Source organism: Geobacter anodireducens, assembly GCA_001628815.1.
In the GTDB taxonomy this organism is placed as follows: domain Bacteria; phylum Desulfobacterota; class Desulfuromonadia; order Geobacterales; family Geobacteraceae; genus Geobacter; species Geobacter anodireducens.
In genome coordinates this window covers 334,648-360,872 of sequence record CP014963.1, presented here as the reverse complement: position 1 = coordinate 360,872, position 26,225 = coordinate 334,648, and the positions used below count along the sequence as shown (strand labels likewise).

Below are 26,225 nucleotides of genomic sequence, written 5' to 3'. Positions count from 1 at the left end.
CGGCAACGGCTTCAGTTCTGCCCGGTTCCGCCGATAAGTAACCCATGATCGTGACCCAGGAAATAGCCCGGATCGCCCAGGCCCTTCTCAAGGATTCCACGTACTCGCTGGTGGAGGCCCGCTGGCAGACCCTGACGCCCCTCAACCTGACCCCGGGCCAGATGGTACAGGCGGAGGTGATGGCCAACCTGCCGGACAGCCGCTACCTGATCCGGCTGGCAAACCAGCTCCTGCGCATGGAGCTTCCCCTCAACCTCCAGCCGGGGCAGACCGTGGAGTTGACCTTTGTCTCCGAAGAACCGCGCCTCGTCTTCGCCCTGTCCAAGGAGGCGAACTCGGGGGTGCCGGTCCGGATCAGCGACACGGGCCGGTGGCTCAATCAACTGGCCACATCAAGGAACGACGCGGCCCAGTCCACGCCGCTCCCCCGGCCGTCAGTCATCCTGCAGGAGCCGCCCCGGGATACGGGCCGCCTGGCTGAAGGGCTGCGCACCGCCCTCACCCGCAGCGGCGTCTTCTATGAGTCGCACCTCTCCCAGTGGGTCAGGGGGGAGCGCCCCCTGGCCGATCTCCTCCGGGAGCCCCAGGGGTCCCTCTCGCGGCTCGCCGTGGCCACGCCCTCCGGCGACAACAGTGCCTCTCCCGCGCCGGCAAACGGTGGTGCCTCACCCCATCAGAACGCCGCCCCCCCGGCCTCCCAGCCACCGGGAGGACCGCCCGCTGCCGCAACCGATGCGGGGCAAAGGCCTGCCGCAACCCCGCCACCCGGCAACCAGCCCACGGGCAGCCAGCCAGCCGCCGGCGGGGGGAACGCACCCTCATCTGTCGGCAGCCCCGGCGCGCCGCCGGTCGCCACGCCAGCCACCGGAGGTGCGCCACAGGCGCCGGACCAGTCCGGTGCACCGGTACCCTCAGGCACCACGGCACAAGCCGGCGGTGCGTCCGCCACGGACCAGACGCCCCCAGCGCCGCGTCCCGGCGGCACCACCGCCCTCCCGGATGCCGAACCGCCGGCCCCGCGGCCCCAGGGGCCGGCGCCGGACGGGACACGTCCTCCGGCACCCCAGGAGCCCCTTCGCTCCGATGCTGCACCGGTAGCCGGCAAACAACTCCCCGCCCCCCCTCAACCGGACCAGCCATCGCTCCAGGGGCCGGCTCTCCGGCAGGCTCCCCTTCCCGATCCTGCCGCCCAGAACTCCCCGTCCGCGCCGGGCACCACCGTCATCTCCCAGGCGAGAGGAGAACGCATCGCCGTTGACCAGCAGGCGGCGCCCCATCCCCGTGCCTCCAGCGCTCCCGCCGCTGATGGCGACGGGGTTGCGGCCACGGCCCGTGCCGGAGACCCGGTGGCTACGGAACGGGCCGGAGGACTCCGTCATGTCCCGCCCCCTCCCCAGGGGGGGGTAGAGCCCCAGACCATCCCCATCATCAAGGAACAGCTCACGACACTGGCCACGGGGCAGTTCACCTGGAACGGACAGGTCTGGCCCGGCCAGGACATGGAATGGAAGGTGGAGGAACGCGAGGCCGACGGACGGGGCTCCTCAGCGGAGCGAAGCTGGCAGACGGAAGTGGCGCTTGATCTGCCCAGGCTGGGATCGGTCCGGGCTACCCTCAGCCTCGGCAGCTCCGGGGTAACGGTCAATCTCGCGGCCCGGAGCGAGGAAACCGTAGCGGCCATGAAAGAGGGAAGACTGCGCCTCGAAGAGGCGCTGGATGCAGCCGGCATCCGCATGACCGGCTTCAGGGTGAGCCATGACGACGAATGACCGGGACCGCAAGGCCGTTGCCCTCAGCTATCGGGAAGGGCATTACGCCCCCCAGGTAGTGGCCAAGGGGTACGGCGTCACCGCAGAGGCTATCATCGCCTGCGCCCGGGAGGCCGGAGTCTACGTCCACCAGTCGCCGGAGCTGGTACGCCAGCTCATCCAGGTCGACATCGACTCCTGCATCCCTGCCGATCTCTACCGGGCCGTGGCTGAGCTCCTGGCCTGGCTCTACTGGCTGGAACACGGGGAAGACGACTAAGCTCTCATTTGGGGTTGAACACGGCGCCGAAACCCGTTATCTTTCAACGTGCCGTTGTAATGCCAGATGACAAGAACCGTCGGATTTTCATGTGCCTTCGTACCGTACTCCTTTTCGCAGCGTTCCTCATCCTGACCGGTTGCACCACCATGGTGCCGCGGGAACGACTGCCATACCCCCTCGCTGACGACAGCTTCGGCGATCCGGTCAAGGTGGTCACCATCCCCCTGCCCGTCATCGCCACAAGCCCCAATGAAGGGCCCATCCTCGGTGGCCTGACCGCGTTTCTCCTCCACAACGCCCGGGACGAGGTCAACACCCTCATCGCCCCCCAGGTCAACTACAACCAGAACTTCGGCACCACCTTTTCCCTCTACGGCGCCTTCTTTCCGCTCCCCGAACGCAACTGGGAGTTCAACCTCTCCAAGTCCACCAATGTCAACGAAGACTACGAGGTGCGGCTGCGGGACAAGACCTTCCTCTCCCTCAACGGGAAGCCCCTGGAAACCAACGCCTTCCTCTACTACTTTACCGACGGTTCATCGCGGTTCTACGGCTTCGAATCGGACAGCCTGCAGCAGGACGAAACCAACTACGCCAACCGGGAGTACGGGATCACCCTGGGTGTCGGCTACGACCTGACCGACCAACTCCAGCTCGTTCTGGGGGAACGCTTCCGCAAGGTGGACATCCGGCCGGGGGCCGTGAGCAAAGTCCCCTACATCCGCGACCGGTTCACCACGTCCGAGGTGCCGGGGGTCAGCGGATTCACCGCCCATGCCCAGAAAATAGCGTTGATCTACAATACCCTGGACGACCGGACCATGCCGACCGGCGGACTCTATGCCCGCGCCTCCTTCGAGGGGAGCGCCGAACTGCTGGGAAGCGACGCCGCTACCGCCACTACGAGGTGGAGTTGAAGGGATATTTCCCGCTGGATGCGGCCCGCTACATCACCGTGGTGCGGGTCGCCTACAACCAGACCCTGGGGGGCGAGGTCCCCTTCCTGGAGCGGAGCATCCTCGGGGGAGAAACCACCTTGCGCGGCTACGGACGCAACCGCTTCGTCGACTCCAGCTACCTTCTCTGCAACCTTGAGGAGCGGATCAGGCTCTTCCGCTGGAGCGTCTTTGACGTGAACACCGATTGGGAGGTTGCCCCGTTCATCGATCTGGGAGCGGTCATGGAATCGCTGGACCGGGCCGAAACAAAAAGCTTCGAGTTCAACCCGGGCATCGGCTTCCGGGCAGTGGTCCGCCCCAATATCGTGGGCCGGGTGGACATCGGCTTCGGCAACGAGGGGCCGGCGGTTTTCGTGGGACTGGGGTATCCGTTCTGAGGCGGGCCTTCGGCCTGCGAGGGAGAATGGGGCGGCTTACCGGGACAGGCGTGCCCCCTGGCAGGTGCCGCGCCGGATGAATTCCGCGTCGATTGCGGCAAGAACCGCCGACTTTTCCAGGGTCCAGGCAGGTGCCACCAAGTGGTCGGCCGGGGCATCCCCCACCAGGCGATGGACGACGGTGCGGGGATCGAGCCGTTCCAGGAAATCGCAGACGAGCCCCACGTAGTCATCCCGCTCCAGGCAGCCGACCGCTCCCCGGCGGTACATGGCCTCCAGCGGCGTATCCTTCATCACGTGGAGGTGGTGGAGCTTCACCCCGTCGATGCCGGCCCTGGTAAGCATCATAGCCGTTGCGAGCATGTCCGCGCCGGTCTCTCCCGGCAGTCCGAGAATCACGTGGGCGCAGAGCCTGATCCCCCGTTGGCGGCAGCGGTCCGCCGCATCCAGGAACGATGCCGCGTCGTGGCCCCGGTTGAGGAGGTCCAGCGTCCGGTCGTGGGACGTCTGCATCCCCAGTTCGAGCCAGAAGTAGGTCGAGCGGGCATACTCGGCCAGAAGATCGATGACCTCCGGAGGGAGACAGTCGGGACGGGTGCCGACGATGAGCCCGGCCACGCCAGGGACCGACAGGGCCTCGTCGTAGAGACGCCGGAGCTGTTCCACCGGGGCGTAGGTATTGGAGTAGGGTTGGAAATAGGCAAGGAATTTCCCTGCCCCGTAGCGCCGCGAGAGGTATGCCATGCCGTGGGCGAGCTGATCGGCCACCCCCAGTTCCGGCCTGATGCCGAAGGAACCCGAACCCCGGCCGCCGCAGAAGATGCAGCCGCCGAGCCCCGTGGTGCCGTCCCGGTTGGGGCAGGTGAAGCCGGCATCCACCGACACCCGCTGCACCCGGCAGCCGAAGACGCGGCGAAGCTCATCGGAAAAGGCGTTGTAGCGCCGCTCCGTCACCGGACCACCTCGAACGTTTTCAGCGTGTCGTTCCAGGTGTATCCCGCGCCGGTCCAGATGCTCTCGACGGTCTTCCAGTCGAGCCCGAGCCCTTTCATCTCTTCGGTGAGATAGTAGGCGGGCATGATCTCGTTGTCATCGATGCGGCCGTCGCCGTTCACGTCGGCCCAGTGGATGCCGGCCACGGTCACCCGTGCCGCGCCTCCCACCGGTTCGCGCCGGGTGCCTCCTTCGTCGGAGCGAACCACCTCGCCGCCGAAATCGACCGCTGTCCTGAGGGGGATCTCGCGAGGCGACAGCAGGGTATAGGAAATCGTCATGGCTCCCGCGCCGGGGGGTATGAGCCACTTGATCTCCCGTGTCCCCGCCTCGCCGGTCACCGGCGGATTGGCGCTCACGAACCGCCAGCCGACCGGAATACGCTCCTTGAGAATGAAGCCGCTCCCGCCTTCTGCCGGCCGTTCCACCTTTACCTGGACCGGCAGGATCTGGCCCGGCGCACTGTAGGGGGGCAGGGTCCGCTCTGCCTTCAGCCCCGGTGCAGCCCCCCGGAAAAGCACGATACCCAGAATCGCCGCTCCCGCCAGCAGCAGGATGGCCGCAACCCCGAACCGGCGGCGCAGCGGCGGCTCCGGGGGCGGGATCTCGGCCGGGACGTCCTCCGCCGTCCCCTCCCGCCGAAGGATATCCTCCAGGGATACCTCCAGGGCCTGGGCGAGCTTTTCGGCATTGTCCCGCTTTACCGACGGGTAGCGGTTGTTCTCCCACCGGGAGATGGTGTCGGTCGTCACCCCCACTACGCTGGCCACGTAGAGCTGGGTGAGCCGCTTGGCCTCCCGGATCCGGCGGATGGTTGCCCCATCGATGGCCACGATGGGGGTCGGCGTCCTGTCGCTGTGTTCGGCAAGGTTATCCATAGGCTGCTATTGTAACAGGTTTTGCGCCGGCAAAGAACCCCATGGCGAGAAGGTCCCCTCCACGGAACACTGGCGGCGATCCCGCCCCGGCTCGCACAGCGTCGAACTCACCTGCAAAGGAGCGTGACCATGAGATTCATTCCAGCAACTGCGGCTCTCCTCATCATCCTGGCGGGCACTGCCGGCGCCATCGACAGGATCACCTATCCGACCCGGATCGGGGCCGTGGGATTTCCCCACAAAAAGCACCAGGACGCCCTGGGCGAATGCCGCGGCTGCCACGAGAAGGGTCCGGGCAGGATCGACGGATTCGACAAGGTCATGGCCCACGGCAAGGGGTGCAAAGGATGTCACGAAGAGATGAGGATGGGGCCGACCCGTTGCGGCGATTGCCACAAGGGTGGCTTAACCCATTGATTTCACTGACACGTCATGCCCGCCGCAAACCCGACATCGGGTGACACGGCGATAGATGTCGATGGCGGACAGGGCGCTGGCCTCCTACACTGGGACCATGCGATTTCGCACACACCCCCGAAAGGAGAATCACCATGAAAAAACTGATCGCATCCCTGGCCCTCACCCTCTTCGCCGCCGGCGCCGCCCTGGCCGCCGACACCATGACCTTCACCGCCAAGAACGGTAACGTCACCTTTGACCACAAGAAACACCAGACGATCGTCCCCGACTGTGCCGTGTGCCACGGCAAGACGCCGGGCAAGATCGAAGGGTTCGGCAAGGAGATGGCGCACGGCAAGTCCTGCAAGGGCTGCCATGAGGAGATGAAGAAGGGCCCCACCAAGTGCGGCGAGTGCCACAAGAAGTAATCCGGCACCGGCATACCCGGCATGAAGGAAGAGGGCGGAGCGATCCGCCCTTTTTCGTGCGAATCCCCTTGCCCCCGCCTCCCCCGCTCCGGTATCCTCACGGCAATGAAACGTTACTTTTCGGAACAGGCCATCCTCGACTTGCGCGCGGCCATCACCGACGCCGGGGACAACGAGGTCTTCTTTCTGGGGCGCACGGACGAGAACCTCCTCGTTGTGGAGGTGGAGCCCCTTGCCCGGGGCAACCGGGATGCCGTGGCCGCCATCATGATCGCCACCAGCTTCGGCGACGTGGTGATCCACAACCACCCATCCGGCGTTCTCACCCCCTCCCAGGCCGATGTGGAGATCGCCTCGCTCCTGGGAAACCAGGGAGTGGGCTTCTCCATTATCGACAACCGGGCCGAGAACTGCTACCAAGTGGTTCCCCCCTTTGCCCGGCGGGAAACCCAAAGGCTGTCGTTCCCGGAGATCGAGCGGATCTTCGCGCCGGCCGGTGTCCTCGCCGACAACCTCCCCGGCTACGAGTACCGGGACGAGCAGCTCAGGATGGCGTTCCGCGTCACCGAGGCGTTCAACGACGACCGGGTGGCGGTCATCGAGGCGGGTACGGGTACGGGCAAGTCGCTGGCCTACCTGGTCCCCGCCGTTCTCTGGGCCATTCGCAACCAGGAGCGGGTGGTGGTTTCCACAAACACCATCAACCTTCAGGAACAACTGACCCGCAAGGACATCCCCTTTCTCCAACAACACGCGGGCATCTCTTTCAGGGCCGTGCTCGTGAAGGGACGCTCCAACTACCTCTGCCGCCGCAAACTGGCCGCCGTCAAGGCCGAGCCGTCGCTCTTCGCCGACGACCCCGCCGCCGGCGAGCTGGAGGCCATCATCGCCTGGAGCGAGACCACCGGGGAAGGATGCCGGAGCGATCTCTCCTTCATTCCCAAGGAGGAGGCGTGGGAGGAGGTGGCCTGCGAAGCCGACCAGTGCGGCCGGGTCCGCTGTCCCTTCTATGCCCGCTGTTTCTTTTACTCCGCCCGTCGTCAAGCGGCCAGTGCCGATGTCCTGGTGGTCAACCACTCGCTCCTCATGGCCGATCTGGCCCTGCGCCAGGAGGCCGGCTACCGCTCCACCGCCATCCTCCCCCCTTTCGAACGGCTCATCGTGGACGAGGGGCACCATTTGGAGGACGTGGCCACGGGCCACCTGTCGGCCCAGGTCTCCCGCACGGGACTGCTGAAACTCCTGGGAAGGCTCCAGAACCCGCGCAAGCCCCAACGCGGACTCCTGCCCCAGTTTTCGGCAGGGCTTGCCCGGGAAATGCCCGAAACCCTCGACGAACTCTACCGGGACCTGGCCGAGCGGATCGACGGCACCCTCATTCCCCGCCGTCAGCAGTTGGCCGACGGCGTCACCCGTGCCATGGACGCCATCGGTATCGCCCTCGTGGGACACCTGTCGGAACGGGGGGGCACGACGGGCGAGCGGAAACTGCGGGTTACGCCGTCGCTCTTCGGCTCCCGGCTCTGGCGGGTGGTGGACGACGAGGTGCGGGAACTGGCCACGGACCTGAACGACTACGTGCGGGAGTTGAAAGGGGTTCTCACGGCCTGTGTGCGTCTTCCGGAGGAGGTACGGGAAAAGCTTGCCGGGCTCCTCATCGACCTCCGGGGAATCACCGGCAGGCTCGAAGCGGTGGCCGGTGACCTGATCTTCTTCATCGGCCGCGAGGGCGAGGTCTGCCGCTGGTTCGAGGTGAAACGGGGGAAAAGTGGCATGGTCGTGCGGCTCTGCTCATCCCCCCTGGAGGTGGCGGCAGCCCTCAAGCGAACCCTGTTCGACGCCTTCCGGACCGTGATCGTCACCTCCGCCACCCTGGCGGTGGGAGAGCGGTTCGACTATCTGGCCGGCCGGACCGGCATCGCCCTCCTGAAACAGGACCGGGTCACCGGACTCCTCCTGGCCTCCCCCTTCGATTACGAGCACCAGGCCTTCGTGGGTATCCCCGCCGACATCCCGGAACCCGCCTCGCGCGGCTTCCAGGAGGCCCTGGAGCTGGCGCTTCACCAGGGGCTGGCCATCTCGGAGGGGCACGCCTTTGTCCTCTTCACCTCCTACGATCTGTTGGCAAAACTTTTCGGCAGGATGGCCGAGGCATTGAAGCGGCGGGGACTCACCCCGCTGCGCCAGGGGGAGGTCAACCGGCACCACCTCCTGGCCCGGTTCAGGCAGGAGCCCAACTCCGTGCTCTTCGGCACCGACTCCTTCTGGGAGGGAGTTGACGTCCAGGGGAAGGCCCTGGAACTGGTGGCGCTCACACGGCTCCCCTTCAGGGTTCCCACGGAACCTATCCTGGAGGCCCGGGCCGAGCACATTGCCGCCGGCGGGGGCGACCCCTTCATGGAGTACACGGTTCCCCAGGCGGTCATCAAGTTCAAGCAGGGATTCGGACGACTGATCAGAAGCAGGGAAGACCGGGGCGCGGTCCTCATCCTCGACAGCCGGGTCCTTACGAAAAACTACGGCGGGCACTTCCTCCGGTCACTGCCCCCCGTGCGGCTGGTGACCGGCTCTTCGGCGGAGGTTTTCGGAGCCATGGCTGAGTTCTTCGCGGCCCCGCCACCGCCGTAACGCAGGGGTTCGCCTCAGCTCTTGGCGCGCATGAGCCGCTTGGCCACCGAGTTGAAGCACTGGAAGTAGGCCAGGTAGGAAAGGAGAAAGACGGCGAGGATGGAGAACTGGATCTGGGGGGCGCCGGGAGCCCTCAGAATGAACGTGAAGAAAAAAATGATCAGCGCCCCTTTGAGAATGTCGCTGAATACCCTCTTGCGTCGCAGGGCCTGCATCTCGTCAGCGGTAAGCCCCGTGGAGGCCGATGCCACCTCGCGCTCCGCATCCGAAGCCGCGAGTTTGTACACAGGATAAAAGAGGATCAGTTGGAGCACCACGACCCTGATGACACTGTTCATGAAAACCTGGGACGGGACCTTGCCGAGAAGCACCGAGGAGGTGCCGACAAGGAGAATCAAGAGAAAGGCCTGGACAAACACGTGAATAATCGTCAGCCTGCGCAGTCGTGTAAAATCAAACACCTGTGCCATGACAACTCCTTGATGTGAAGTAATCGCCGTTGTCGGCAAGTGGCATACACCTTATCAAATAAAATATCGTTTTACAACTTTGTTGAGCGGGTGGAGGACAGGAAGGGTATCAGGAGACACGGCGGGTGGCCGGGGATACCCGTCCACGCGGTACGGCACTGCATGCCCCAGGTGGCGCTGGCTTTTCCCTCGGCTCTGTGCTAATAGGTCGGAGAAACACATGAATACGCATTCCACACCATCATGACAGAGGGAGGACACATGACTTCAAGGACGTTACTGGTGGGCGCGTTCCTCGTTGCCTTGGCTGCAGGGGGGTCCCGGGCGGAGGAAATCAACCCCGTGGTGGGGAAGGCGGGCGAGTTCACCCTGCGGGAGGCGGACCTGGACCGGCTCATCGATGCCCTGCCGGCCGAAGCGCAGCAGCAACTCCGAAAAAATCCGGAGCAACGGGCGTTTCTGGCCAGGGAAATCCTGCAGACCCGGGCTGTTGCCATGATAGCCAGGAAAGAGGGCTTCGACCGCAAGCCCGAGGTGAGGGAACGGCTCGGCTACTTTGTGGACGATTTCCTGGCCCGCGAATACCTGACCAAGGTCGTCATTGCAGGCGTGAAGGTGTCCGATGCAGAACTGCGAGCCTACTACCAGGAGCATGCCAAGGACTTTGTCATGCCTGAGCAGGCCATGGTCCGGCACATCTTCATCGGAATCGCCGACGCTGCCGACAGCCAGGCCAAGGCGGCGGCCAGAACAAGGGCTGAAGGGGTACTCGAACGGCTGAACAAGGGAGAAGACTTTGCCGCCGTGGCCGCGGAGGCATCCGAGGACGCCGAGTCGGCAAAAGAAGGGGGCCTGCTCGGCGCCATCACTCCCGGACAAACCAATTCCGAGGAATTCGAGAAGGCGGTGTTCGCCCTCAAGGCCGGCGAGGTGAGCGGCCTGGTTGAGAGCCCCTTCGGCTATCACATCGTCAAGGTGGATGAACGGAAGGAGAAAAGGGCCCTCCCCTTCGACGAGGTAAAGGAAACCCTGCGCACCAGGCTGCAGGATGAGGCTGAGCAGAACAGGCTGCGGGAATTCATTGCCGGGGCTGCTAAACAGGCGGGAGTGGAACTGCCCGTAACCGGGGAGAAACAGCCAGGCGGGGAGAAGTAGCCACCGGCGGGTGAAGGCAGGCAGGATAGCCCGGCCGCCTGGTTTCAGGCCATGGGCAATGCAGCACGCCCGTTACCGCGGGCAAAAAAACGGCGCGTTGCCTGGGCAACGCGCCGTTTCTCCTTTGCGAGAAGACGTGAATCACCGTCTCTTCTTCATACCGCAGTCGATGGTCGCCACAACCCGGCGGTTCTTGTACCGCCCTTCCTCGGTGGCATTGTCGGCGATCGGCTTTGACTCACCGAAGCCCTTGGCCGAAAGGCGCTTGGCGTTGATGCCGAATTTGTCGACCAGATACTTCATGACCGCCTTGGCGCGCCGCTCCGAAAGCTTCTGGTTGTAGCCATCGCTCCCGACGCTGTCGGTGTGCCCTTCAATGACGGCGGTCGCCTCGGGGTACTCCTTCAGGAAGTCGGCGGCCTTCTTGATCTCGTCATGGTACTGGGGCTTGACCACGGCCTTGTCGGTGTCGAACTGAACGCCGAGAGTGATACAGACGCGCTCGGGGCATCCTTTGGCGTCGACCGCCAAGTCCCTGGGCGTATCGGGGCACTTGTCCAGATAGTCATAGACGCCGTCGCCGTCAGTATCGAGAGGGCAACCGACGCTGTCCACCTTCACGCCGGCAGGGGTGTCGGGGCACTTGTCAAGGTAATCGTAGACGCCGTCCTTGTCCGTGTCGAGGGGGCAACCAACGCTGTCCACCTTCACGCCTGCGGGGGTATCGGGGCACTTGTCAAGCTCATCAATGACCCCGTCGCCGTCCGTGTCCTTGGGCGCAGGAGGCGGAGGAGGCGGTACCATCTCTTTCTTGGGCGCCGGGGCCGGAGGCGGCGGCTCAACGGCCTTTGGCGGTTCGGGGAGCGCTGCGACCTTGGCCGGGGCGGGACGCTCGCCCCCGAAGAAGTAGCTGAGTCCAAGCGTGTATTCGAAGTTGTGGTTTTCGGGGCCAAGCATGTAGATGTGCCGCACGTCGCCACGAAGTGCGAAACTGTCGGTCACGAAGTATTTGAGGCCGCCGCCGTAGTTCACATACTGCTCATGCTCGTCGCTCACCCCTTCTGGATGGTCTATGGTGGAAGCGCCGCCGCCTACGGCGAGGAACGGCACCAGGGCGCTGTCGGGCATGAAGTTATAGAGGACGTCGAGACCGTAACGGTAGGCGTCCACGTCATTTCCCTGCCCCCTGCTCTGCTTGGTGGGAACATAGCCGAAGAGCAGTTCGGCGGCCCAGTTCTTGTCCAGGTTGTAGCCGCCTCTAAGGCCGAAAGTCGGACGGGTTTTCAGGTGCTGTGCGCCGTCAAACGTGTAGCCGCCCACAAAGGGAGAGATGTACCCTGCTCCGCTCCTGTTTTCGGCGAGTCCTGGCGCGGCCGTGACGGCTATTGCGGCCAGGGCAAGCAGTCCGGGCACGATTCGTTGCTTCATTGATGACCTCCTTTGGGTAGTAGATGCCGCGTCGCGGTTCAGGCCCGCGTCGGAACGCCGCGGGCCTGAACCTTACGGTACGCTGCTCATGACATGGGGATGTGACCCTGCTCATTGATTGGGCACAATTATACGCCACGATGAATCAATGTCAACCGACAGGCGGCTGTTGACGACTTTTTCCCAGCAACGGAATGGACTCACGGAAAAATGGTGGAGTCGAATTCGCTGTCGTGTTACGGTCAGGTAACATATAGGGAGACTACTGTGCACACTGAATCCAAACCGCTCCAGCTACCTGTTTTCAGGGCAATCCTCGCCAGCATGGGCGAAGGGATCATCTTCGCCGACGCCGACGACAGAATCCGCTACATTAACGCGGCTGCCGAAGAAATCCGGGGGATCATCGCCGCCAACTATCTGGGGCGCAGCATCGTTTCCATTCACTCACCCGCGTCCGAAAAGCGCATCCGCCGCCTCATCGCCGGGCTGAAGGGTGGTGCCATCCCCTTTTCCACCCGCGTGATCCACGTCAGGGAAAAAATCTTCGAAAACAGCTACTACCCCATCAGAAACGAGACCGGGACCTACGAGGGCACCCTCCTCATCTCGCGAGACATCACCGAGAAGGAGCACCTCAAGGAAGAAAATATCTCTTTGAGGGAGCAGGTGCGGGCCGATTTCTCCTGCGGCGGCATGATCGGAAAAAGTCACGCCATGGAACCGGTATTCCACATGATCAGGGCCACGGCAGCCCTCGACTCAACCATTCTCATCTCCGGCGAGAGCGGCACGGGCAAGGAGCTGGTGGCCTGCGCCATCCACCAGATGAGCCCGCGTCACAAGAACTCCTTCGTCAAGGTGAACTGTGCCGCCCTGCCGGAGACGCTCCTGGAGTCGGAGCTTTTCGGCCATGAGCGGGGTGCGTTCACGGGAGCGGTGCGGGAACGCAAGGGGAAATTCGAACAGGCTCACCGGGGAACCATTTTTCTCGACGAAATCGGCGAGATGCCCCTGGCCGCCCAGGCGAAGCTGTTGCGGGTAATCCAGGGAAAGACCCTGGAGCGGATCGGCGGCAACCGCGAGATCGCCGTGGATGTGCGGATCATTGCCGCCACCAACAAGGATCTGCGCAGGGAAGTCGAGCGCGGCACCTTCCGGGAAGACCTCTTTTACCGCCTCAACGTCATCCCGGTCCATCTGCCGCCGCTCCGGGAACGCCGCGAAGACATCCTCCCCCTGGCCGAGCACTTTCTGGCCGTCTATGCCGAACGGATGTGCAAGCCTGTCCGAACCATCGATCCTGAGGCCCGCAAGGCGCTCCTGAACTACGACTATCCCGGAAACGTCCGGGAGTTGGAGAATGCCCTTGAGCGGGGCGTTGCCCTGTCGCTGGGCGAGACGGTCACCCTGGCCGATCTGGCCCCCTACTTCATGACAGGTGCACCTGCGGCGCCGACACGCCCCGCTCCGGCGGCGACCCTTTCCCGGGCAGTATCCGACGCCGAGCAGGAGGCCATCCGCGAAGCACTGCGGGCAACCGGCAACCGCAAAGGAGTGGCGGCACAACTCCTCGGCATCTCCCGCAAGACCCTCTGGGAAAAACTGAAACAGATGGACCCCATGTAACGTTTTAGATACATACGTTACCTTTGCGCAACATTTTGCCAGTTCCCGAAGCACTCTCTCTCACCACAGCACTCTCTCGCCTATCAATAATTCCGGCTAATTAGTCGACATTTCACTTTTGAGCCATGGTTGGTACGCAACCTGCTCATCCGCTGGCAGACGATTTTTCCCGGACGCACGACTGCCCACAACGCAGTACATGCCTCTCCACGCGTTGCACATCCTTGAATGTTTGCTAATTTTATAGACAGCATTTCAGCATGAAGATCCAACGCAGCGCGTCAGCACCTGAGATGCCCAAGAAATAAGCAAAGGCGGAACAATGGAAGGACGCCGGTTTCTGTCCCGATTCTTGCCAGGGTACCGGAACGCGGCGCGAACAGCCGGGGCGACTGCTCCCGTGTGCCGGCCGCCCCGGTTCAGGGAAACTGCGTCGGGCTTCTGCGGCGGCTGCACCGCCTGCCGGGATGTCTGCCCTTCGGCCATAATCGTGCGGGATCCGACCGACAGGGACCGTACCTCGACTTTTCCCAGGGACGCTGTACCCTTTGCTACCTCTGCGCCGGGGCGTGCCCCAAGGGCGTTCTGACGCTGCCAAACGAGGGGGAGCGCACGGCGATTGGCAGGGCGCGACTGATCCGTGACCGCTGCCTGGTACGCGAAGGGTGTTCCATCTGCATTGAACGCTGTCCCGAGGGAGCGCTTACACTCATCTTCGGCAGGACCATACGGGTGAGCAAACGGAGATGTACCGGCTGCGGCGGCTGCAGGCACGCCTGCCCGGCAAAGCCGAAAGCGATGAGCATCGAGCCGTTGAACGGCAGGCCATAACCAACACGAAAGGAGAAGAGAACGTATGTGGAAGAAACGACTGGCTGTACTGGCGGTTGCCGCGGGAGCGGCCGTTGTCCTGTCGATCCCGGTGCTCTCCACGGCGGCAAAGGGCAAACCTGCCGCCACGGGTGCCAAAGGAGACGGACGGGAGGCATGCTACGGCTGTCACGAGGAGGTCAAGGCTCTCAAGGAAGGATCAAAGCACGCCCGCCTTTCCTGCGAGTCCTGCCACGACAACCTCAAGGAGCACCTGGCCAACTATGAGAACAAGCCGGGTACCAACCTGGAACCGGCCAAGTGCGGCTCGTGCCACAAAAACGAATACGACAGCTTCTTCACAGTCAATTACGAGGCCCAGCCCCGCAAGGAAAAGGGGATTCCCACCGGTCGCTCTCCCATGCAGGACAAACTCCTGGCGGGCCACGGTTTCACCTTCGAGCACAACGAGCCCCGGGGGCACGCCTTCATGGTGGTGGACCAGTTCATCGTCGACCGCTTCCAGGGAGGACGCTTCCAGTACAAGAAAGGCGCCTGGGGCATGGATGCCACCGGCAAGACGTGGGATATCCTGACCGACACCGGCGCAAAGCTCCCGGAAACCGCCATGGCCGGAAACCCCACCTGCATTCAGTGCAAGACATCCGATCACATCCTCACCTGGAAGTTCATGGGTGACAAGGATCCCAAGGCCAAGTGGGACCGGAGCTCCGACATCGTTGCCGTGGCCAAGGACACCCAGAATCCGGTGGGATGCATCCACTGCCACGATCCCCACGGCACGCAGCCCCGTGTGGTGCGTGACGGTCTGATCCAGGCCATTGAAAAGGATCCGTCCGGCAACATTTTTGCCAAGGACGGCAAGACCGACCTCAAGGTCGTTTCATTCCGCGACGGCTTCCGCAAGATCGGCGTCATGGAGAAGACCGATTCGCGCCTCATGTGCGCCCAGTGCCATGTCGAGTACAACTGTAACGCGGGCTTCCAATGGTCCGATGGCCAGAAGGTGGGTTACGACGACCAGCGCACCAACCACTTTCCACTCAAGAACGCAAAGGACCTCCTCGCACACTACAAGAAGCTCGATTTCTACGATTTCAAGCACGCGATCACAGGGGCACGCCTCGTGAAACTGCAGCACCCGGAAGCCGAAACCTATGCGGGCAGCGTTCATGACCGGGCCGGCGTCGGCTGTGCCGACTGCCACATGCCGCGCATGAAGGGCAAGGACGGCAAGACGTTTAAATCCCACGGTGTGATTCGTCCTGCCCACCATGTGAAAGAAGCCTGCCTCGGCTGCCATCCCAAGAGCACCGTGGAGCAGAAGTCCTACCAGATCGAAGGAACCCGTAACTACATCCGCGGCAAGATGCGCAAGGCTGAATACTGGCTCGGTCAATTGATCGACACCTACGCCGCTGCAAAGCGGATGGGAATCGGCGAAGATGTCCTTGCGAAAGCGCGGGAGAAGCATGAGGAAGCCCATGTACTGTGGGAATACTGGACTGCTGAAAACAGTGATGGTTTCCATAATCCCGAACTGGCCCGCGACAGCCTGACCTCCTCCATTGCGGCATCCAAGGCAGGGGTGAAGCTCCTGAACGATGCCATGGAACCCAAGAAGTAACCCTTTCCTTTCTGCTCCTCGCCAGAAAGCCCGGGCTTCGCGAGCAGCCCGGGCTTTCTGGCGAGAAAGGTCATCCGTCCCATGCATCGCAGCAACATCGTTTCATACAGTTATCTGATCCTCGCCCTTCTCATGGCAGTGACAGGCCTCTCCCTCTGGTTCAACCTCCGCCTGGCATCCGAGCACTATGAAGAGCTCGCGGCACAAATGGGACGTTCCATCCTGCGCACGATCATCGCCACCCGGCAGTGGAATGCAGAGCATGGCGGTTTCTTCCTGCCCATATCCGACGCGATTCGTCCCAACCCCTACCTGATGAAAGACCCCCAGCGCGACGTGGAGACCACGGACGGCCTGAAACTGACCAGGATCAACCCGGCCTACATGACCCGGCTCCTGGGGGAAGAACTGCGCAGGATTCAGGATGTGTCGGTCCATATCACCAGCAGCGACCCCATGAATCCGGCAAACCGCACTGACGAGTGGGAAGAGCACGCACTGCTCGGCTTCGCGGGAGGAAAAGCCGAGACCTGGTCAGTGGAGCGTGCCCGTAACGGTAAGGTTTTCAGGTTCATGGCATCCCTCAAGTCGGATGCGGCCTGCTTCCGTTGCCATGAGATGACGGAGCGCCACCGCCCCGGTTCAATTCTGGGAGGAATCAGCGTCTCGTTCCCCTATACTCCGTTCGGGCAGACTCTGGCAGTGGTGCGGGCCCAAATCGTTCTCATCCATTCTCTCTTTTTTGTCCTGACCACGGCCGTTCTCGTTTTTTTCAGCCGCGTGAACGGTGAGCTCAAGCGCGAGGTTGCCGAACGAAGCCAGGCCGAAGAGCACGCCCGGCGGGTCAATGCCGAACTGGAACAGCGGGTCGCAGAGCGTACCGCGGAGCTGGAGGAGGCGAATCGCGAGCTCGAAACCTTCAGCTACTCGGTCTCCCATGATCTGCGCACCCCCCTTACCTCCATCTACGGGTTCGGCAGGATCCTGCTGGACGACTACGGTGCGCGACTCGACGACACGGGACGTAGCTATGTGGAACGGATTCTGACGGCTGGCAAGCGGATGAACCGGCTCATCGAATCGTTGCTCGGCCTCGCTCGACTCGGGCGGGAAGAAATCCGACGCGAGCCGATTGATCTTTCTCATATGGCCTTGATGGTCATTGAGGAATTCCGGTTTCGTCTCCCTGAACGGAACGTGACGGTGGCTATTGCGGATGGTGTCGTAGTGAATGGCGACCGGAGGTTGATGAGGGTGGTGATCGAAAACCTGGTGGGCAATGCCTGGAAGTATACGGGAGACAAAGAGACGGCCGTGATCGAGTTCGGGAGGTGCGAGCTCGGAGGAGAGACGGCCCACTATATCCGCGACAATGGGGCCGGATTCGACATGTCACGCGCCCATCGGCTCTTCATCCCCTTTGAGCGGCTCCATTCCGCCAGCGAGTTCGAGGGAAGCGGCATCGGCCTCGCCACGGTCCGCCGCATCATCGAGCGTCATGGAGGAAAGGTCTGGGCGGAAGCCAAGGTCGGGGAAGGGGCGACATTTTATTTTACTGTGCCGTAAGCACGGCCAAGTCTCCATTGCTACGAGCCGCCTTGGTAAAGGCCGATTCTGACCCGCCACGGCTCTACACAGGTCCATTGGCTCCCAGTTGCCCGAGGTTGCAGGCTCTGCCAACGGCTGCCTGCGCTGCTACAAGTCTCCAGTCAACTCCTGGAGCAGGTAGAGCTTTGGATTGACATCGCGGACACAGGCAATGAGGTCCCGGAGTCGTGCCTCGTCTACTCTTTCCTCAAGATCACCGCCCTGGAACCATGGGTATCCCTTGGGAAGGGACGTGTAGACTCCCTCTCGCAGTAGCGAAACATCGACCAGGTCGTTGACTCGCCCTGTTGCTTCCCACGGATCGCGGTAGTTGAACTGCCGCGCCACGATGTGTAGCCCCATGCCATTGGGGAAGATGGCCCTGACTTCGAAGGAAAAGTCCCGGGGCGCACTGTAGCTTTCCGTCCTTCCCGAGCGTGCCATGACTTCAGCCCCAGCCTCTTCCAGCAGTTCTCTGACCGACTCTGTAGTCATCGGCTTGAGTTCTTCCATGGTCATACCTCCAGCCTCAATTCTGCCCCCCAGGGAACGGGTTTCTCCCCTTCACGCGTCAGCACCCACAGGGTAGGGAACTCCATGTGCTCGGGGCGGGTTCGAAGACAGGGCGAAGATCCGTGAATCCACCGCCGTGGTAGACCTCGGTCACGCCCAGCGCTCCCCTGAAGCTCTCCATCCGCTGAATCCGACTGTTGGCATACAGAACCGTTATCTCTGCATCGCGTCCGCGGGAGATCCGGACCAACTCCCGGGCAAATGCCTCCCGGAGCTCCACGGCGTCGGTGGATTCGCTCACATCGATCCCGACCAGCAGATTCAACCGCCGCCGTTTGCGGATGCCGGGCGTCATGTGGGCGAAGCGACGGTGCTCCTTCAGCCAGCTCGCTTCACGACCGATGCGACCAGCAGCCGCAACGAACTGCCGCAGCACCTGCTGCCACGCAATCGGAGAGGGCGCAAGCATTCCCTCTATCACATGACGGATATCAGCAGGCACGTCACCATCGGCCTGTCGCCAAGCCTCCCGTACCATGCCGCGCACCACCTCCTCGGCAAGTCGAAACGGGGTCGAGTCCGCCTCCTCCCAGGCACCGTGGTCGTCAACCGTAGTGGCGTTCAGGTCGCGGTCACATCCCTCCCCAGTGGCACCGCTTCATCCTTGCGTGCCCGCCCCGCGCCCTGCCCCTCCAAGCTTCCGGCATCGAACGGGTTGGAGAGCAGGTTGTAATAATCTTCGGCAGCCAGGCCATCGTCAACGGAGAAATGAACTGGAAGCGGCGCATCGACGGGCAGGTGTTCAATGGACGGGTTGATGGCCAGATCGCAGGCCACATCCCAATCATGGCCATTGCGCCCTTTTCGTCGCACCATGTGAAGGTGAATCACGTGTTTGACGCAATGCTCGAGCAAGCCTTCCCTGGCAGCAGGAGACTCAGCGTCGAATCGCTGAGGATCCACCACCAAGACGAGGACACCATCCCGAAAGGTTATCCCCAGGGGGAAGGAACCAGGACGCTGCTCACGACGCACTGCCAGGAGGAATTGACCATAAAAGGGACGGCGCTTCAGCAGACGTACAATGGTATTTTCGAGTTCCCGATGGCCGGACGGTTCAGTTGACAGCATGGACCGTCACCCAGGTGATGAACGAGTAGCGCGCGAGCTTTCCGATCCCGACCAGCAGCGCGAACCGGCCGAATCCGACTCCCAGGACACCTCCCACCAAGCAGAGAGGATCTCCGAGTATTGGCAGCCATGACAAGAGAAGCGACCAGGAACCATACCGGCGATAGAACTGCTCTGCCCTGCGTTCGGAGTCCTCCGATATTCGAAGAACCCGCCGCACCAGGTATACACCCCCCCACATGCCGATGGCCCAAGTCGTACAGGCGCCGAGGATGTTACCGGCTGTGGCAGTGGCTGTAACGGCCAATGGGTTGTAATCCTGAGTCAGAAGAACGACAAGTAGCCACTCGGAGCCGACAGGGATAAGGGTTGAGGCAAGAAAACTAACCACGAAAAGGGCAATCAGGCCGTGAGCGGCAAGCTGTTGTTCCATGATAGAACAGTAGCGGATGGCAGTGAACGATGTCAACGGCTATCCATTCCCACCCAAGGCTGCCACCATCCAGAGTGATCCGTACTGAGGGGGTTCAACCCGGCAGTTCACGTTTCCTGCCGGGTTGAATGAGGGCTATCAGAGTATGGCACGCACTGCGGCGATGACCGCTGCGTAGTCAGGCTCGGAGGTGACCTCCGGCACATGCTGAAGGTAACGGACAACCCCGCCGCCATCCACCACGAACACCGAGCGGGACAAGAGCATCAACTCTTTGATAAGTACCCCGTAGGCGAGCCCGAACGAGCGGTCCCGGTAATCGGAAAGGGTAACCACGCGGTCAATGCCCGCGGCACCACACCAGCGCTTCTGAGCAAACGGCAAATCAAGGCTGATGGTAAGGACCACGACATTGGCCGGCAACGATGCAGCCTCCTGGTTGAAACGCCGCGTCTCCGCATCACAGACCGGCGTATCGAGCGAAGGCACGCTACTGATGATTTTGATAGCCCCGGCGTAATCTTTGAGGGACTTCGCCGCGAGTGACGTATCTACCACGTTGAACTCCGGCGCCTGATCCCCGACCTTGAGCTGGGGCCCCAACAATGTCATGGGATTGCCCTTGAATGTGATTATGCCTGATCGTTCCTCCATGGGTCTCCTCCTTGCGGCTGATATGGTATTAATTCTAACAGACTCGAACGAAAAAAGCCCCTACACAGAGGGGCTTTTTTCACGAACTCATTCTGCCGGCTAAAGCAAGACAGCTTTTTGGGCGAGCTCTAGAAGATACGAAGGAACCACACCAGGAACGAGGACACCCACCACAGCAATCAGTATGCAGAGCATAACGGCAGGGGAAAGGGTCATCCAATCGAACTCCTCGGTCGGATTCTTCATGTACATGTAGACCATCACCCTGAGGTAGTAGTAGACGGACGCGGCGCTGTTCAGTACGCCAATAATGGCGAGCCAGATGTATCCGGCCTTGATGGCTCCCGAGAAGAGATAAAACTTGCCGATGAATCCTGCCGTGGGGGGCATGCCCGCCAGGGAAAACAGAAAGATCGACATGGCCAGCGCCAGAACCGGATGTTTTGTGGCAAATCCGGCATAGTCCGCGACATTGTTGTTTTCCTCGCCCTTCTTGCCCACAAGGATGATAATGGCGAAGGCTCCGATGTTCATGAATGCATAAGACAGCATGTAGAACATAATGCCAGCGGATCCTTCTGCGTTTCCGGCGGTGAAACCGACGAGCGCATAGCCGGCATGGGCAATGGACGAGTAGGCGAGCATCCTTTTGATATTGTCCTGATTGAGAGCAATCAGGTTACCGACGGTCATGGTGAGTACTGCAAGGATCCACAACAGGTCGGACCAGTCCGCCTTGAGTGAGGGGAACGCGATGATCAGAACCCGCATGAATGCAGCGAAACCGGCTGCTTTGGGGCCTGCGGACATAAAGGCGGTCATCGGTGTCGGAGCGCCTTCATAGACATCAGGAGTCCACATATGGAAGGGCGCGGCAGCGATCTTGAACGCGAAACCGGACGCCATGAGGAGCATGCCTATGTAGAACATGGGGGATTGGGCCACCATGCCGTTGAACGCAACGAATTCTGCAATCTTAGGGATCTTGGTCGTCCCTGTTGCCCCATAGGTCAATGCCATGCCATAGAGAAGAAAGCCTGTCGAAAATGCACCGAGAAGAAAGTACTTGAGCCCTGCCTCATTCGACTTGAGATTGGCACGATTAAATCCTGCAAGGACATACAGCGAGACTGACAGCACTTCAAGACCGAGGAATACCGTCATGAGATCCGTTCCGGATGCCATGAGCATCATTCCCATGGTCGCGAAAAGGATCAATGGATAAAGCTCCCCCTGATTGCACCCTTCGCGCTTCATGTAGTGGTCGGAGATCAGTACCGTCAACCCGGCCGATAGCAGGAATATCCCCTTGAAGAAGAGAGCGAAATTATCCTGCACGACGGAGCCGCTGAACGCGTCAAGGGACACTCCCCATCCCCCGATGGTTGCTACGCCGGCCGCGATGATGCCTACAAGGCTCAGGTATCCCAGATAGGCCTTTTGCTCGCTCGGTACAAACACATTCACGAGGAGCAACGCCATGCCGAAGATCGCAAGTATGACCTCGGGCATGATGGGGGCGAGGTTAATGACTGGGAGTACGATTGTTTCCATCTAATATCCCTCCGGTGGCTATTCTGAGACGGATTTACTTATGTTCTGCAGGCACAACAGCAGCAGGCATGGCCTGCGGCGCGGCAGGTGCGGGCATGGCCTGCGCAACAGCGCCTTGCTGTTTAGTCTTCACATGAACAACGAGCTTTTCAAGCGACGGACTCATCTTCTCGATGAAGGGGGTGGGATAAACACCCATCACAAAGATCAGAACGAGCAGCGGCAGCATGATCCCGACTTCCCGCGCATTCAGGTCACACAGGGTCTGATTCTTGGGGTTCGACAGCTCGCCGAACATAACGCGCTGGAACATCCAGAGCATGTAGACGGCAGCAAGGATGACTCCGCTTGTACCGATCACTGCATACCAACGCAACTCACTTTCAAACGCACCGAGGAGAACAAGGAATTCGCCCACGAAGCCGTTCGTACCGGGAAGGCCTATCGAGGAGAGCGTGACGATCATGAATATCGTCGCGAACACGGGCATTTGCTTGGCGAGTCCCCCGAAATCCGTAATCAGTCGAGTATGGCGGCGCTCATAAATAAAACCGACGATAAGGAACAGTGCTCCAGTAGAAACCCCGTGGTTGAGCATTTGCAGCATTCCACCGGAGAGCCCCTGCAGATTCAGTGCGAACACTCCCAGCATAACGTAGCCCAAGTGAGCAACGGATGAGTATGCCACAAGTTTCTTGACGTCTTCTTGAACCATTGCGACGAGGGCGGCGTATACGATGCCAATGACCGAAAGCGTGGCAATGAGAGGAGTGAATTTATCGGTTGCATCGGGGAAAAGCGGTATTGCGAAGCGAACGAAACCGTACGTTCCCATCTTCAGGAGCACTGCGGCCAGAATAACCGAGCCGGCCGTCGGAGCTTCGGTGTGAGCATCCGGAAGCCACGTGTGAAGAGGGAACATGGGAACTTTAATGGCAAATGCAAGGGCAAAGGCCAAGAACATCCAGACCTGTGTTGCCGGATCCAGAGTTGCTTCATAAAATCTGAGTACATTGAAATCGCCAGCCCCTGCCTTGAAATAGAGCGTGACCAGAGCGACCAGCATGAGCAGAGAGCCAACCATTGTGTAGATGAAGAACTTGACCGCAGCATAAATTTTGTTTTTACCGCCCCAGATGCCGATGATGAAGTACATCGGAATCAGCATCACTTCCCAGAAGATGTAGAACAGGAAGAGATCGAGCGATACAAAGGCTCCAAGCATCCCCACTTCAAGCAGCAAGAGACAGATCATATACTCCTTGACCTTCTCTTCCACCGCAGTCCACGTTGAAAGGATGGCGATCGGCATGATAAACGTCGTAAGGATTACGAGCCAGAGACTGATACCATCGATTGCAACGTGATAGTTCATCTGGAACGGACCCGCTGCTATCCACGGCATTTTCTCCACGAACTGAAAGTCGGCGTTACTCTGGAAACCAGTAACCAGAGGTATCGACACGACAAAGGTTACCAGAGAAACCAGCAAGGCAAGCATCCTGTGCACCGAGTGGCTCTGCTTGGGAACGAAGAAGAGCAGTACGACCCCCAGAAGTGGAAGAAAGGTCATCACGCTGATTAACGGAAACTGGCTCATGAACTCTGCTCCTTTAGTCCTAGTAATGCTTTGTTAGCGGAAGAGGTAAAACGCCACGATCACCACCACGCCAACAGCCATGGAGAAGGCATAGTTGTGCACGTAACCGGTCTGGGTGTTCCGGAGAACGCTCCCGAATCCTTTCACAACAGCGGCAACTCCATTGACCATACCATCGACGACTACAACGTCGAATCCTTTCCAGAGGAAATTGCCAAGAGCCTTGCATGGATTAACGAAGAGGAAATCATAGAGCTCATCCACATACCACTTATTGTACACAGCCCTGTGGAGCGCCGGGAAAGCGGATGTAAACTTGGCTGGAAGTGACGGCGACATCACATAGAGGACATAGGCAATAGATATACCGACCAGTGCAATGAGTACCGACACTCCCATGATTCCGAACTCAAAGGCATGACTGTAGTGTGCTTCCCCGTGCCCCTGCAGTTGTTGCTGCATGAACTCATGGGATCCGAGGAAGACAGGCTCCAGGTAGTGCTCAAGGTAGTTGGGCAGCATGCCCAGAATCTTGGGCATTCCGACATAGCCGCCGACCACGGCAAGTATGCCGAGGACAATCAGGGGGAAGGTTATGACAAAGGGAGACTCATGAAGGTGATCCTTGGCCTTCGGATTAATCCTGCACTCGCCAGTAAACGTCATGAACACCAGGCGGAACATGTAGAATGCGGTAAATCCTGCGGCAATGATGCCCGTACCCCACAGAAGCACATTGAGACTGCCGTGCAACGGGTTGGCAAAGGCCGCCCAGAGAATCTCGTCCTTTGAAAAGAATCCGGAGAAGCCAGGAATGCCTGAAATGGCGATGGTGGAAACAAGAAAAGTCAGGAAGGTGATTGGCATGGCCTTGCGCAGGCCCCCCATGTTACGCATGTCTTGCGGATCGTCGTGGGAGTGCGCATGGTGGAGCGCATGATGCATTGCGTGAATGACCGAGCCGGAACCGAGGAACAGACAAGCCTTGAAGAATGCATGAGTCATGAGATGGAAGATACCGGCAGTGAACGCACCGACACCCATGGCAAGGAACATGAACCCAAGCTGCGAGACGGTGGAGTATGCCAGAACCCGCTTGATGTCATTTTGGGCTGTACCGATGGTGGCGGCGAAAATGGCGGTAGCCGCACCGATTACCGCAACAATCATCATGGTTTCGTGCGATCTGATATACACGAAGTTCAAGCGGCCGATCATGTACACACCCGCAGTAACCATGGTCGCCGCATGGATGAGGGCAGATACTGGAGTGGGACCCTCCATGGCGTCGGGAAGCCATGTATAGAGCGGAATCTGAGCCGATTTACCCGTGGCTCCCAGGAAGAAGCAGAGCGCGATGACCGTAACTATCCCACCTACGGGAAGCAAATGAGCATTGGCGGAAAGTTCACGGAAGTTGATGGTCCAAATATTATGGTTCTGGCCAAGGTACCAGAACAGCGCAAATGTACCGAGAAGGAAGCCAAAGTCGCCGACCCGGTTCATGACGAATGCTTTCTTACCGGCGTCGCCAGCAGATTTTTTATGAAAGTAGTAGCCGATGAGCAGGTAGGAACAGAGACCGACGCTTCCCAACCAACGAACATCAGGAGCAGGTTGCTGCCGAGAACCAGCAACAGCATGGAGAACGTAAAGAGATTCAGGTAGGTAAAGTACCGATAAAACCCTTCTTCGCCGTGCATGTAGCCTATTGAGTAAACGTGAATCAGGAAACCGACACCGGTTACAACCATGATCATCAGGGTCGAGAGCGGGTCGATGAGGAAACCAATGTCCGTCTTAAATGTACCGGCAGCGATCCATGTGAAGAGGGATTTCTCAAAGAACCTCTCCTCCACAGGGAGAGAAAGCAACTGAATGAGAATTCCGCACGACACGAGAAATGAACAGAACACCATCAGTGCGCCAATGCCACCGATTACCTTCTCGTTCTTGATTGATTTCCCGAATAGGCCATTAATAATGACACCGATCAGGGGAAACAGGGGTATCAGCCATACGTACTCGAACATTCCTGACTCCTTTTATAGCGAGAAATTCAGAATTCTTATATCTGCTCTCTCGGCTACAGCTTCATGAGCTTGATATCTTCCACGTCAATGGACTCACGGTTCTTGTAGAACGCGATCATGAGCGCCAGACCCACGGCAGCCTCAGCCGCGGCTACAGCCATGACAAAGAAGACAAAAACTTGTCCATCAACATTGCCGAGATGCCTGGAGAGCGCAATAAATGTCAGATTCACTGCATTCAGCATCATTTCGACACACATAAATACGACTATTGCGTTGCGCCTGATGAGAACGCCAATGGTGCCGATCGAAAACAGTATTGCGCTTACTATCAGGTAGCTGTGCAAGGAAACCATGTGCTTCACCCCTGTCGATTAAATTTTTTTCTTGGTCAGAATAACGGCACCAATTATGGCAACAAGCAACAGAATGGATGTCACCTCAAATGGCAACAGAAAGTCAGTGTAGAGCGCCTTGCCAATGATTTCGGTGTGTCCAATCCGATGGATCAGTTCGGGGCTGATATCACCCTTGTTGCCGGTGAGGGAACTCCGATTGAGGACATAAAACAGTTGGACAAGTGTAAAAATGCCGACCAGCGAGCCAAGGAGCACGGTGTGCGAAGTACGTCTCCCGGCCTCAGTACGCACGTTGAGGAGCATTATGACGAACACGATTAGCACCATAATGGCTCCCGCGTAGACGATCACTTGAATGGCCGCCATGAACGGAGCGTCAAGCATCACGTAGAAGGTGGCAAGACAGAAGAACGTCAGGATAAGGGAGAGCGCGCTGTTGATCGGGTTCTTGCAGGTGATGACCAGTATGCTGGCCAGTACAGCAACCGCTGCCACGATCGTGAAGAAGAACGTTTCCATTGCTGCTCC

Annotated in this window: 20 protein-coding genes and 4 pseudogenes; 11 read left to right on the top strand and 13 right to left on the bottom strand. The window is 60.2% G+C overall.

Translation table 11 applies throughout. The features are described 5' to 3' along the window. Positions 1-44 precede the first annotated feature (44 nt). The 3 genes and pseudogenes from A2G06_01640 (at position 45) to A2G06_01630 (ending at position 3,367) form a co-directional block, all read left to right on the top strand. Positions 45-1,769, top strand: coding sequence for a flagellar hook-length control protein FliK (locus A2G06_01640; GenBank protein ID ANA39301.1), 1,725 nt, complete (start codon positions 45-47; stop codon positions 1,767-1,769). Next, entirely contained in the window at positions 1,756-2,028 is a 273-nt protein-coding gene (locus A2G06_01635; protein ANA39300.1) for a flagellar biosynthesis protein FlhB, read from the top strand. The genes A2G06_01640 and A2G06_01635 overlap by 14 nt, the downstream gene beginning before the upstream one ends. An 89-nt stretch (positions 2,029-2,117) precedes the next feature. Beyond that, positions 2,118-3,367: pseudogene (locus tag A2G06_01630) on the top strand (hypothetical protein). 36 nt (positions 3,368-3,403) lie between these two features. Here the strand turns inward: A2G06_01630 and A2G06_01625 are convergent. Both A2G06_01625 and A2G06_01620 read right to left on the bottom strand, forming a co-directional pair. Beyond that, positions 3,404-4,321: a radical SAM protein gene (locus A2G06_01625; protein ID ANA39299.1), complete on the bottom strand. Its 918-nt coding sequence runs from the start codon at positions 4,319-4,321 to the stop codon at positions 3,404-3,406. Then, the gene (locus tag A2G06_01620) at positions 4,318-5,238 is read right to left on the bottom strand and encodes a transcriptional regulator (GenBank protein ID ANA39298.1); all 921 of its coding nucleotides are present in this window, start codon (positions 5,236-5,238) and stop codon (positions 4,318-4,320) included. The genes A2G06_01625 and A2G06_01620 overlap by 4 nt, the downstream gene beginning before the upstream one ends. Positions 5,239-5,367: 129 nt before the next feature. On the opposite strand from A2G06_01620, the gene A2G06_01615 reads away from it, so the two are divergent. The 3 genes from A2G06_01615 (at position 5,368) to A2G06_01605 (ending at position 8,693) form a co-directional block, all read left to right on the top strand. Further along, a complete protein-coding gene (locus A2G06_01615) occupies positions 5,368-5,655 on the top strand; it encodes a cytochrome C (GenBank protein ANA39297.1) in 288 nt (95 codons plus the stop codon). A gap of 134 nt (positions 5,656-5,789) precedes the next feature. After that, on the top strand, positions 5,790-6,065 hold the full coding sequence (locus tag A2G06_01610) for a cytochrome C (protein ID ANA39296.1): 276 nt from the start codon (positions 5,790-5,792) through the stop codon (positions 6,063-6,065). Positions 6,066-6,170: 105 nt separating this feature from the next. Further along, positions 6,171-8,693, top strand: coding sequence for a helicase (locus A2G06_01605; protein ANA39295.1), 2,523 nt, complete (start codon positions 6,171-6,173; stop codon positions 8,691-8,693). 14 nt (positions 8,694-8,707) lie between these two features. On the opposite strand, the gene A2G06_01600 is transcribed toward A2G06_01605, so the two are convergent. Continuing rightward, complete coding sequence (locus A2G06_01600) at positions 8,708-9,163, bottom strand: hypothetical protein (GenBank protein ANA39294.1); 456 nt, start codon at positions 9,161-9,163, stop codon at positions 8,708-8,710. Positions 9,164-9,424: 261 nt separating this feature from the next. Here A2G06_01600 and A2G06_01595 point away from each other — a divergent pair, with 261 nt between their 5' ends. Then, on the top strand, positions 9,425-10,318 hold the full coding sequence (locus A2G06_01595; protein ANA39293.1) for a peptidylprolyl isomerase: 894 nt from the start codon (positions 9,425-9,427) through the stop codon (positions 10,316-10,318). Positions 10,319-10,459: 141 nt separating this feature from the next. On the opposite strand, the gene A2G06_01590 is transcribed toward A2G06_01595, so the two are convergent. Beyond that, a complete protein-coding gene (locus A2G06_01590) occupies positions 10,460-11,746 on the bottom strand; it encodes an outer membrane beta-barrel domain-containing protein (GenBank protein ANA39292.1) in 1,287 nt (428 codons plus the stop codon). Between the two features lie 324 nt (positions 11,747-12,070). Here A2G06_01590 and A2G06_01585 point away from each other — a divergent pair, with 324 nt between their 5' ends. The 4 genes and pseudogenes from A2G06_01585 to A2G06_01570 all read left to right on the top strand — a co-directional run bounded on the left by A2G06_01585 (position 12,071) and on the right by A2G06_01570 (position 17,399). Continuing rightward, positions 12,071-13,375 (top strand): sigma-54-dependent Fis family transcriptional regulator, encoded by a 1,305-nt coding sequence (locus A2G06_01585; GenBank protein ID ANA41563.1) that lies wholly within the window; start codon positions 12,071-12,073, stop codon positions 13,373-13,375. A gap of 322 nt (positions 13,376-13,697) precedes the next feature. After that, a pseudogene (locus A2G06_01580) lies at positions 13,698-14,206 on the top strand (nitrate reductase). Positions 14,207-14,231: 25 nt separating this feature from the next. Then, a complete protein-coding gene (locus A2G06_01575) occupies positions 14,232-15,833 on the top strand; it encodes a cytochrome C (GenBank protein ID ANA39291.1) in 1,602 nt (533 codons plus the stop codon). Positions 15,834-15,914: 81 nt separating this feature from the next. Continuing rightward, positions 15,915-17,399 carry a histidine kinase gene (locus A2G06_01570; GenBank protein ID ANA39290.1) on the top strand — a complete coding sequence of 495 codons (1,485 nt, stop codon included), beginning with the start codon at positions 15,915-15,917 and terminating at the stop codon, positions 17,397-17,399. A 129-nt stretch (positions 17,400-17,528) separates the two neighbouring features. On the opposite strand, the gene A2G06_01565 is transcribed toward A2G06_01570, so the two are convergent. The 9 genes and pseudogenes from A2G06_01565 to A2G06_01525 form a co-directional block, all read right to left on the bottom strand. After that, positions 17,529-17,933: a hypothetical protein gene (locus A2G06_01565; GenBank protein ANA39289.1), complete on the bottom strand. Its 405-nt coding sequence runs from the start codon at positions 17,931-17,933 to the stop codon at positions 17,529-17,531. A gap of 2 nt (positions 17,934-17,935) precedes the next feature. Continuing rightward, positions 17,936-19,064: pseudogene (locus A2G06_01560) on the bottom strand (hypothetical protein). Further along, on the bottom strand, positions 19,051-19,497 hold the full coding sequence (locus A2G06_01555) for a hypothetical protein (protein ID ANA41562.1): 447 nt from the start codon (positions 19,495-19,497) through the stop codon (positions 19,051-19,053). The pseudogene A2G06_01560 and the gene A2G06_01555 overlap by 14 nt, the downstream one beginning before the upstream one ends. Before the next feature lie 138 nt (positions 19,498-19,635). Then, on the bottom strand, positions 19,636-20,151 hold the full coding sequence (locus A2G06_01550) for a 2-Cys peroxiredoxin (GenBank protein ANA39288.1): 516 nt from the start codon (positions 20,149-20,151) through the stop codon (positions 19,636-19,638). A 99-nt stretch (positions 20,152-20,250) separates the two neighbouring features. Beyond that, on the bottom strand, positions 20,251-21,705 hold the full coding sequence (locus A2G06_01545; protein ID ANA39287.1) for an NADH-quinone oxidoreductase subunit N: 1,455 nt from the start codon (positions 21,703-21,705) through the stop codon (positions 20,251-20,253). A 34-nt stretch (positions 21,706-21,739) separates the two neighbouring features. Further along, positions 21,740-23,305 carry an NADH dehydrogenase gene (locus A2G06_01540; GenBank protein ID ANA39286.1) on the bottom strand — a complete coding sequence of 522 codons (1,566 nt, stop codon included), beginning with the start codon at positions 23,303-23,305 and terminating at the stop codon, positions 21,740-21,742. A gap of 33 nt (positions 23,306-23,338) precedes the next feature. Further along, positions 23,339-25,338 (bottom strand): annotated as a pseudogene (locus A2G06_01535) (NADH dehydrogenase). Between the two features lie 53 nt (positions 25,339-25,391). Next, positions 25,392-25,694 (bottom strand): NADH-quinone oxidoreductase subunit K, encoded by a 303-nt coding sequence (locus A2G06_01530; protein ANA39285.1) that lies wholly within the window; start codon positions 25,692-25,694, stop codon positions 25,392-25,394. A gap of 18 nt (positions 25,695-25,712) precedes the next feature. Further along, positions 25,713-26,216 (bottom strand): NADH dehydrogenase, encoded by a 504-nt coding sequence (locus A2G06_01525; GenBank protein ID ANA39284.1) that lies wholly within the window; start codon positions 26,214-26,216, stop codon positions 25,713-25,715. Positions 26,217-26,225: the final 9 nt, after the last annotated feature.

What these genes read in the sequence shown, in the direction of transcription:
- A2G06_01640 (ANA39301.1), top strand. Translation starts at nt 45, where the DNA reads ATGATCGTGACCCAGGAAATAGCCCGGATCGCCCAGGCCCTTCTCAAG.
- A2G06_01635 (ANA39300.1), top strand. Translation starts at nt 1,756, where the DNA reads ATGACGACGAATGACCGGGACCGCAAGGCCGTTGCCCTCAGCTATCGG.
- A2G06_01620 (ANA39298.1), bottom strand. Translation starts at nt 5,238, where the DNA reads ATGGATAACCTTGCCGAACACAGCGACAGGACGCCGACCCCCATCGTG.
- A2G06_01615 (ANA39297.1), top strand. Translation starts at nt 5,368, where the DNA reads ATGAGATTCATTCCAGCAACTGCGGCTCTCCTCATCATCCTGGCGGGC.
- A2G06_01610 (ANA39296.1), top strand. Translation starts at nt 5,790, where the DNA reads ATGAAAAAACTGATCGCATCCCTGGCCCTCACCCTCTTCGCCGCCGGC.
- A2G06_01605 (ANA39295.1), top strand. Translation starts at nt 6,171, where the DNA reads ATGAAACGTTACTTTTCGGAACAGGCCATCCTCGACTTGCGCGCGGCC.
- A2G06_01600 (ANA39294.1), bottom strand. Translation starts at nt 9,163, where the DNA reads ATGGCACAGGTGTTTGATTTTACACGACTGCGCAGGCTGACGATTATT.
- A2G06_01595 (ANA39293.1), top strand. Translation starts at nt 9,425, where the DNA reads ATGACTTCAAGGACGTTACTGGTGGGCGCGTTCCTCGTTGCCTTGGCT.
- A2G06_01590 (ANA39292.1), bottom strand. Translation starts at nt 11,746, where the DNA reads ATGAAGCAACGAATCGTGCCCGGACTGCTTGCCCTGGCCGCAATAGCC.
- A2G06_01585 (ANA41563.1), top strand. Translation starts at nt 12,071, where the DNA reads ATGGGCGAAGGGATCATCTTCGCCGACGCCGACGACAGAATCCGCTAC.
- A2G06_01575 (ANA39291.1), top strand. Translation starts at nt 14,232, where the DNA reads ATGTGGAAGAAACGACTGGCTGTACTGGCGGTTGCCGCGGGAGCGGCC.
- A2G06_01570 (ANA39290.1), top strand. Translation starts at nt 15,915, where the DNA reads ATGCATCGCAGCAACATCGTTTCATACAGTTATCTGATCCTCGCCCTT.
- A2G06_01565 (ANA39289.1), bottom strand. Translation starts at nt 17,933, where the DNA reads ATGGAAGAACTCAAGCCGATGACTACAGAGTCGGTCAGAGAACTGCTG.
- A2G06_01555 (ANA41562.1), bottom strand. Translation starts at nt 19,497, where the DNA reads ATGGAACAACAGCTTGCCGCTCACGGCCTGATTGCCCTTTTCGTGGTT.
- A2G06_01550 (ANA39288.1), bottom strand. Translation starts at nt 20,151, where the DNA reads ATGGAGGAACGATCAGGCATAATCACATTCAAGGGCAATCCCATGACA.
- A2G06_01545 (ANA39287.1), bottom strand. Translation starts at nt 21,705, where the DNA reads ATGGAAACAATCGTACTCCCAGTCATTAACCTCGCCCCCATCATGCCC.
- A2G06_01540 (ANA39286.1), bottom strand. Translation starts at nt 23,305, where the DNA reads ATGAGCCAGTTTCCGTTAATCAGCGTGATGACCTTTCTTCCACTTCTG.
- A2G06_01530 (ANA39285.1), bottom strand. Translation starts at nt 25,694, where the DNA reads ATGGTTTCCTTGCACAGCTACCTGATAGTAAGCGCAATACTGTTTTCG.
- A2G06_01525 (ANA39284.1), bottom strand. Translation starts at nt 26,216, where the DNA reads ATGGAAACGTTCTTCTTCACGATCGTGGCAGCGGTTGCTGTACTGGCC.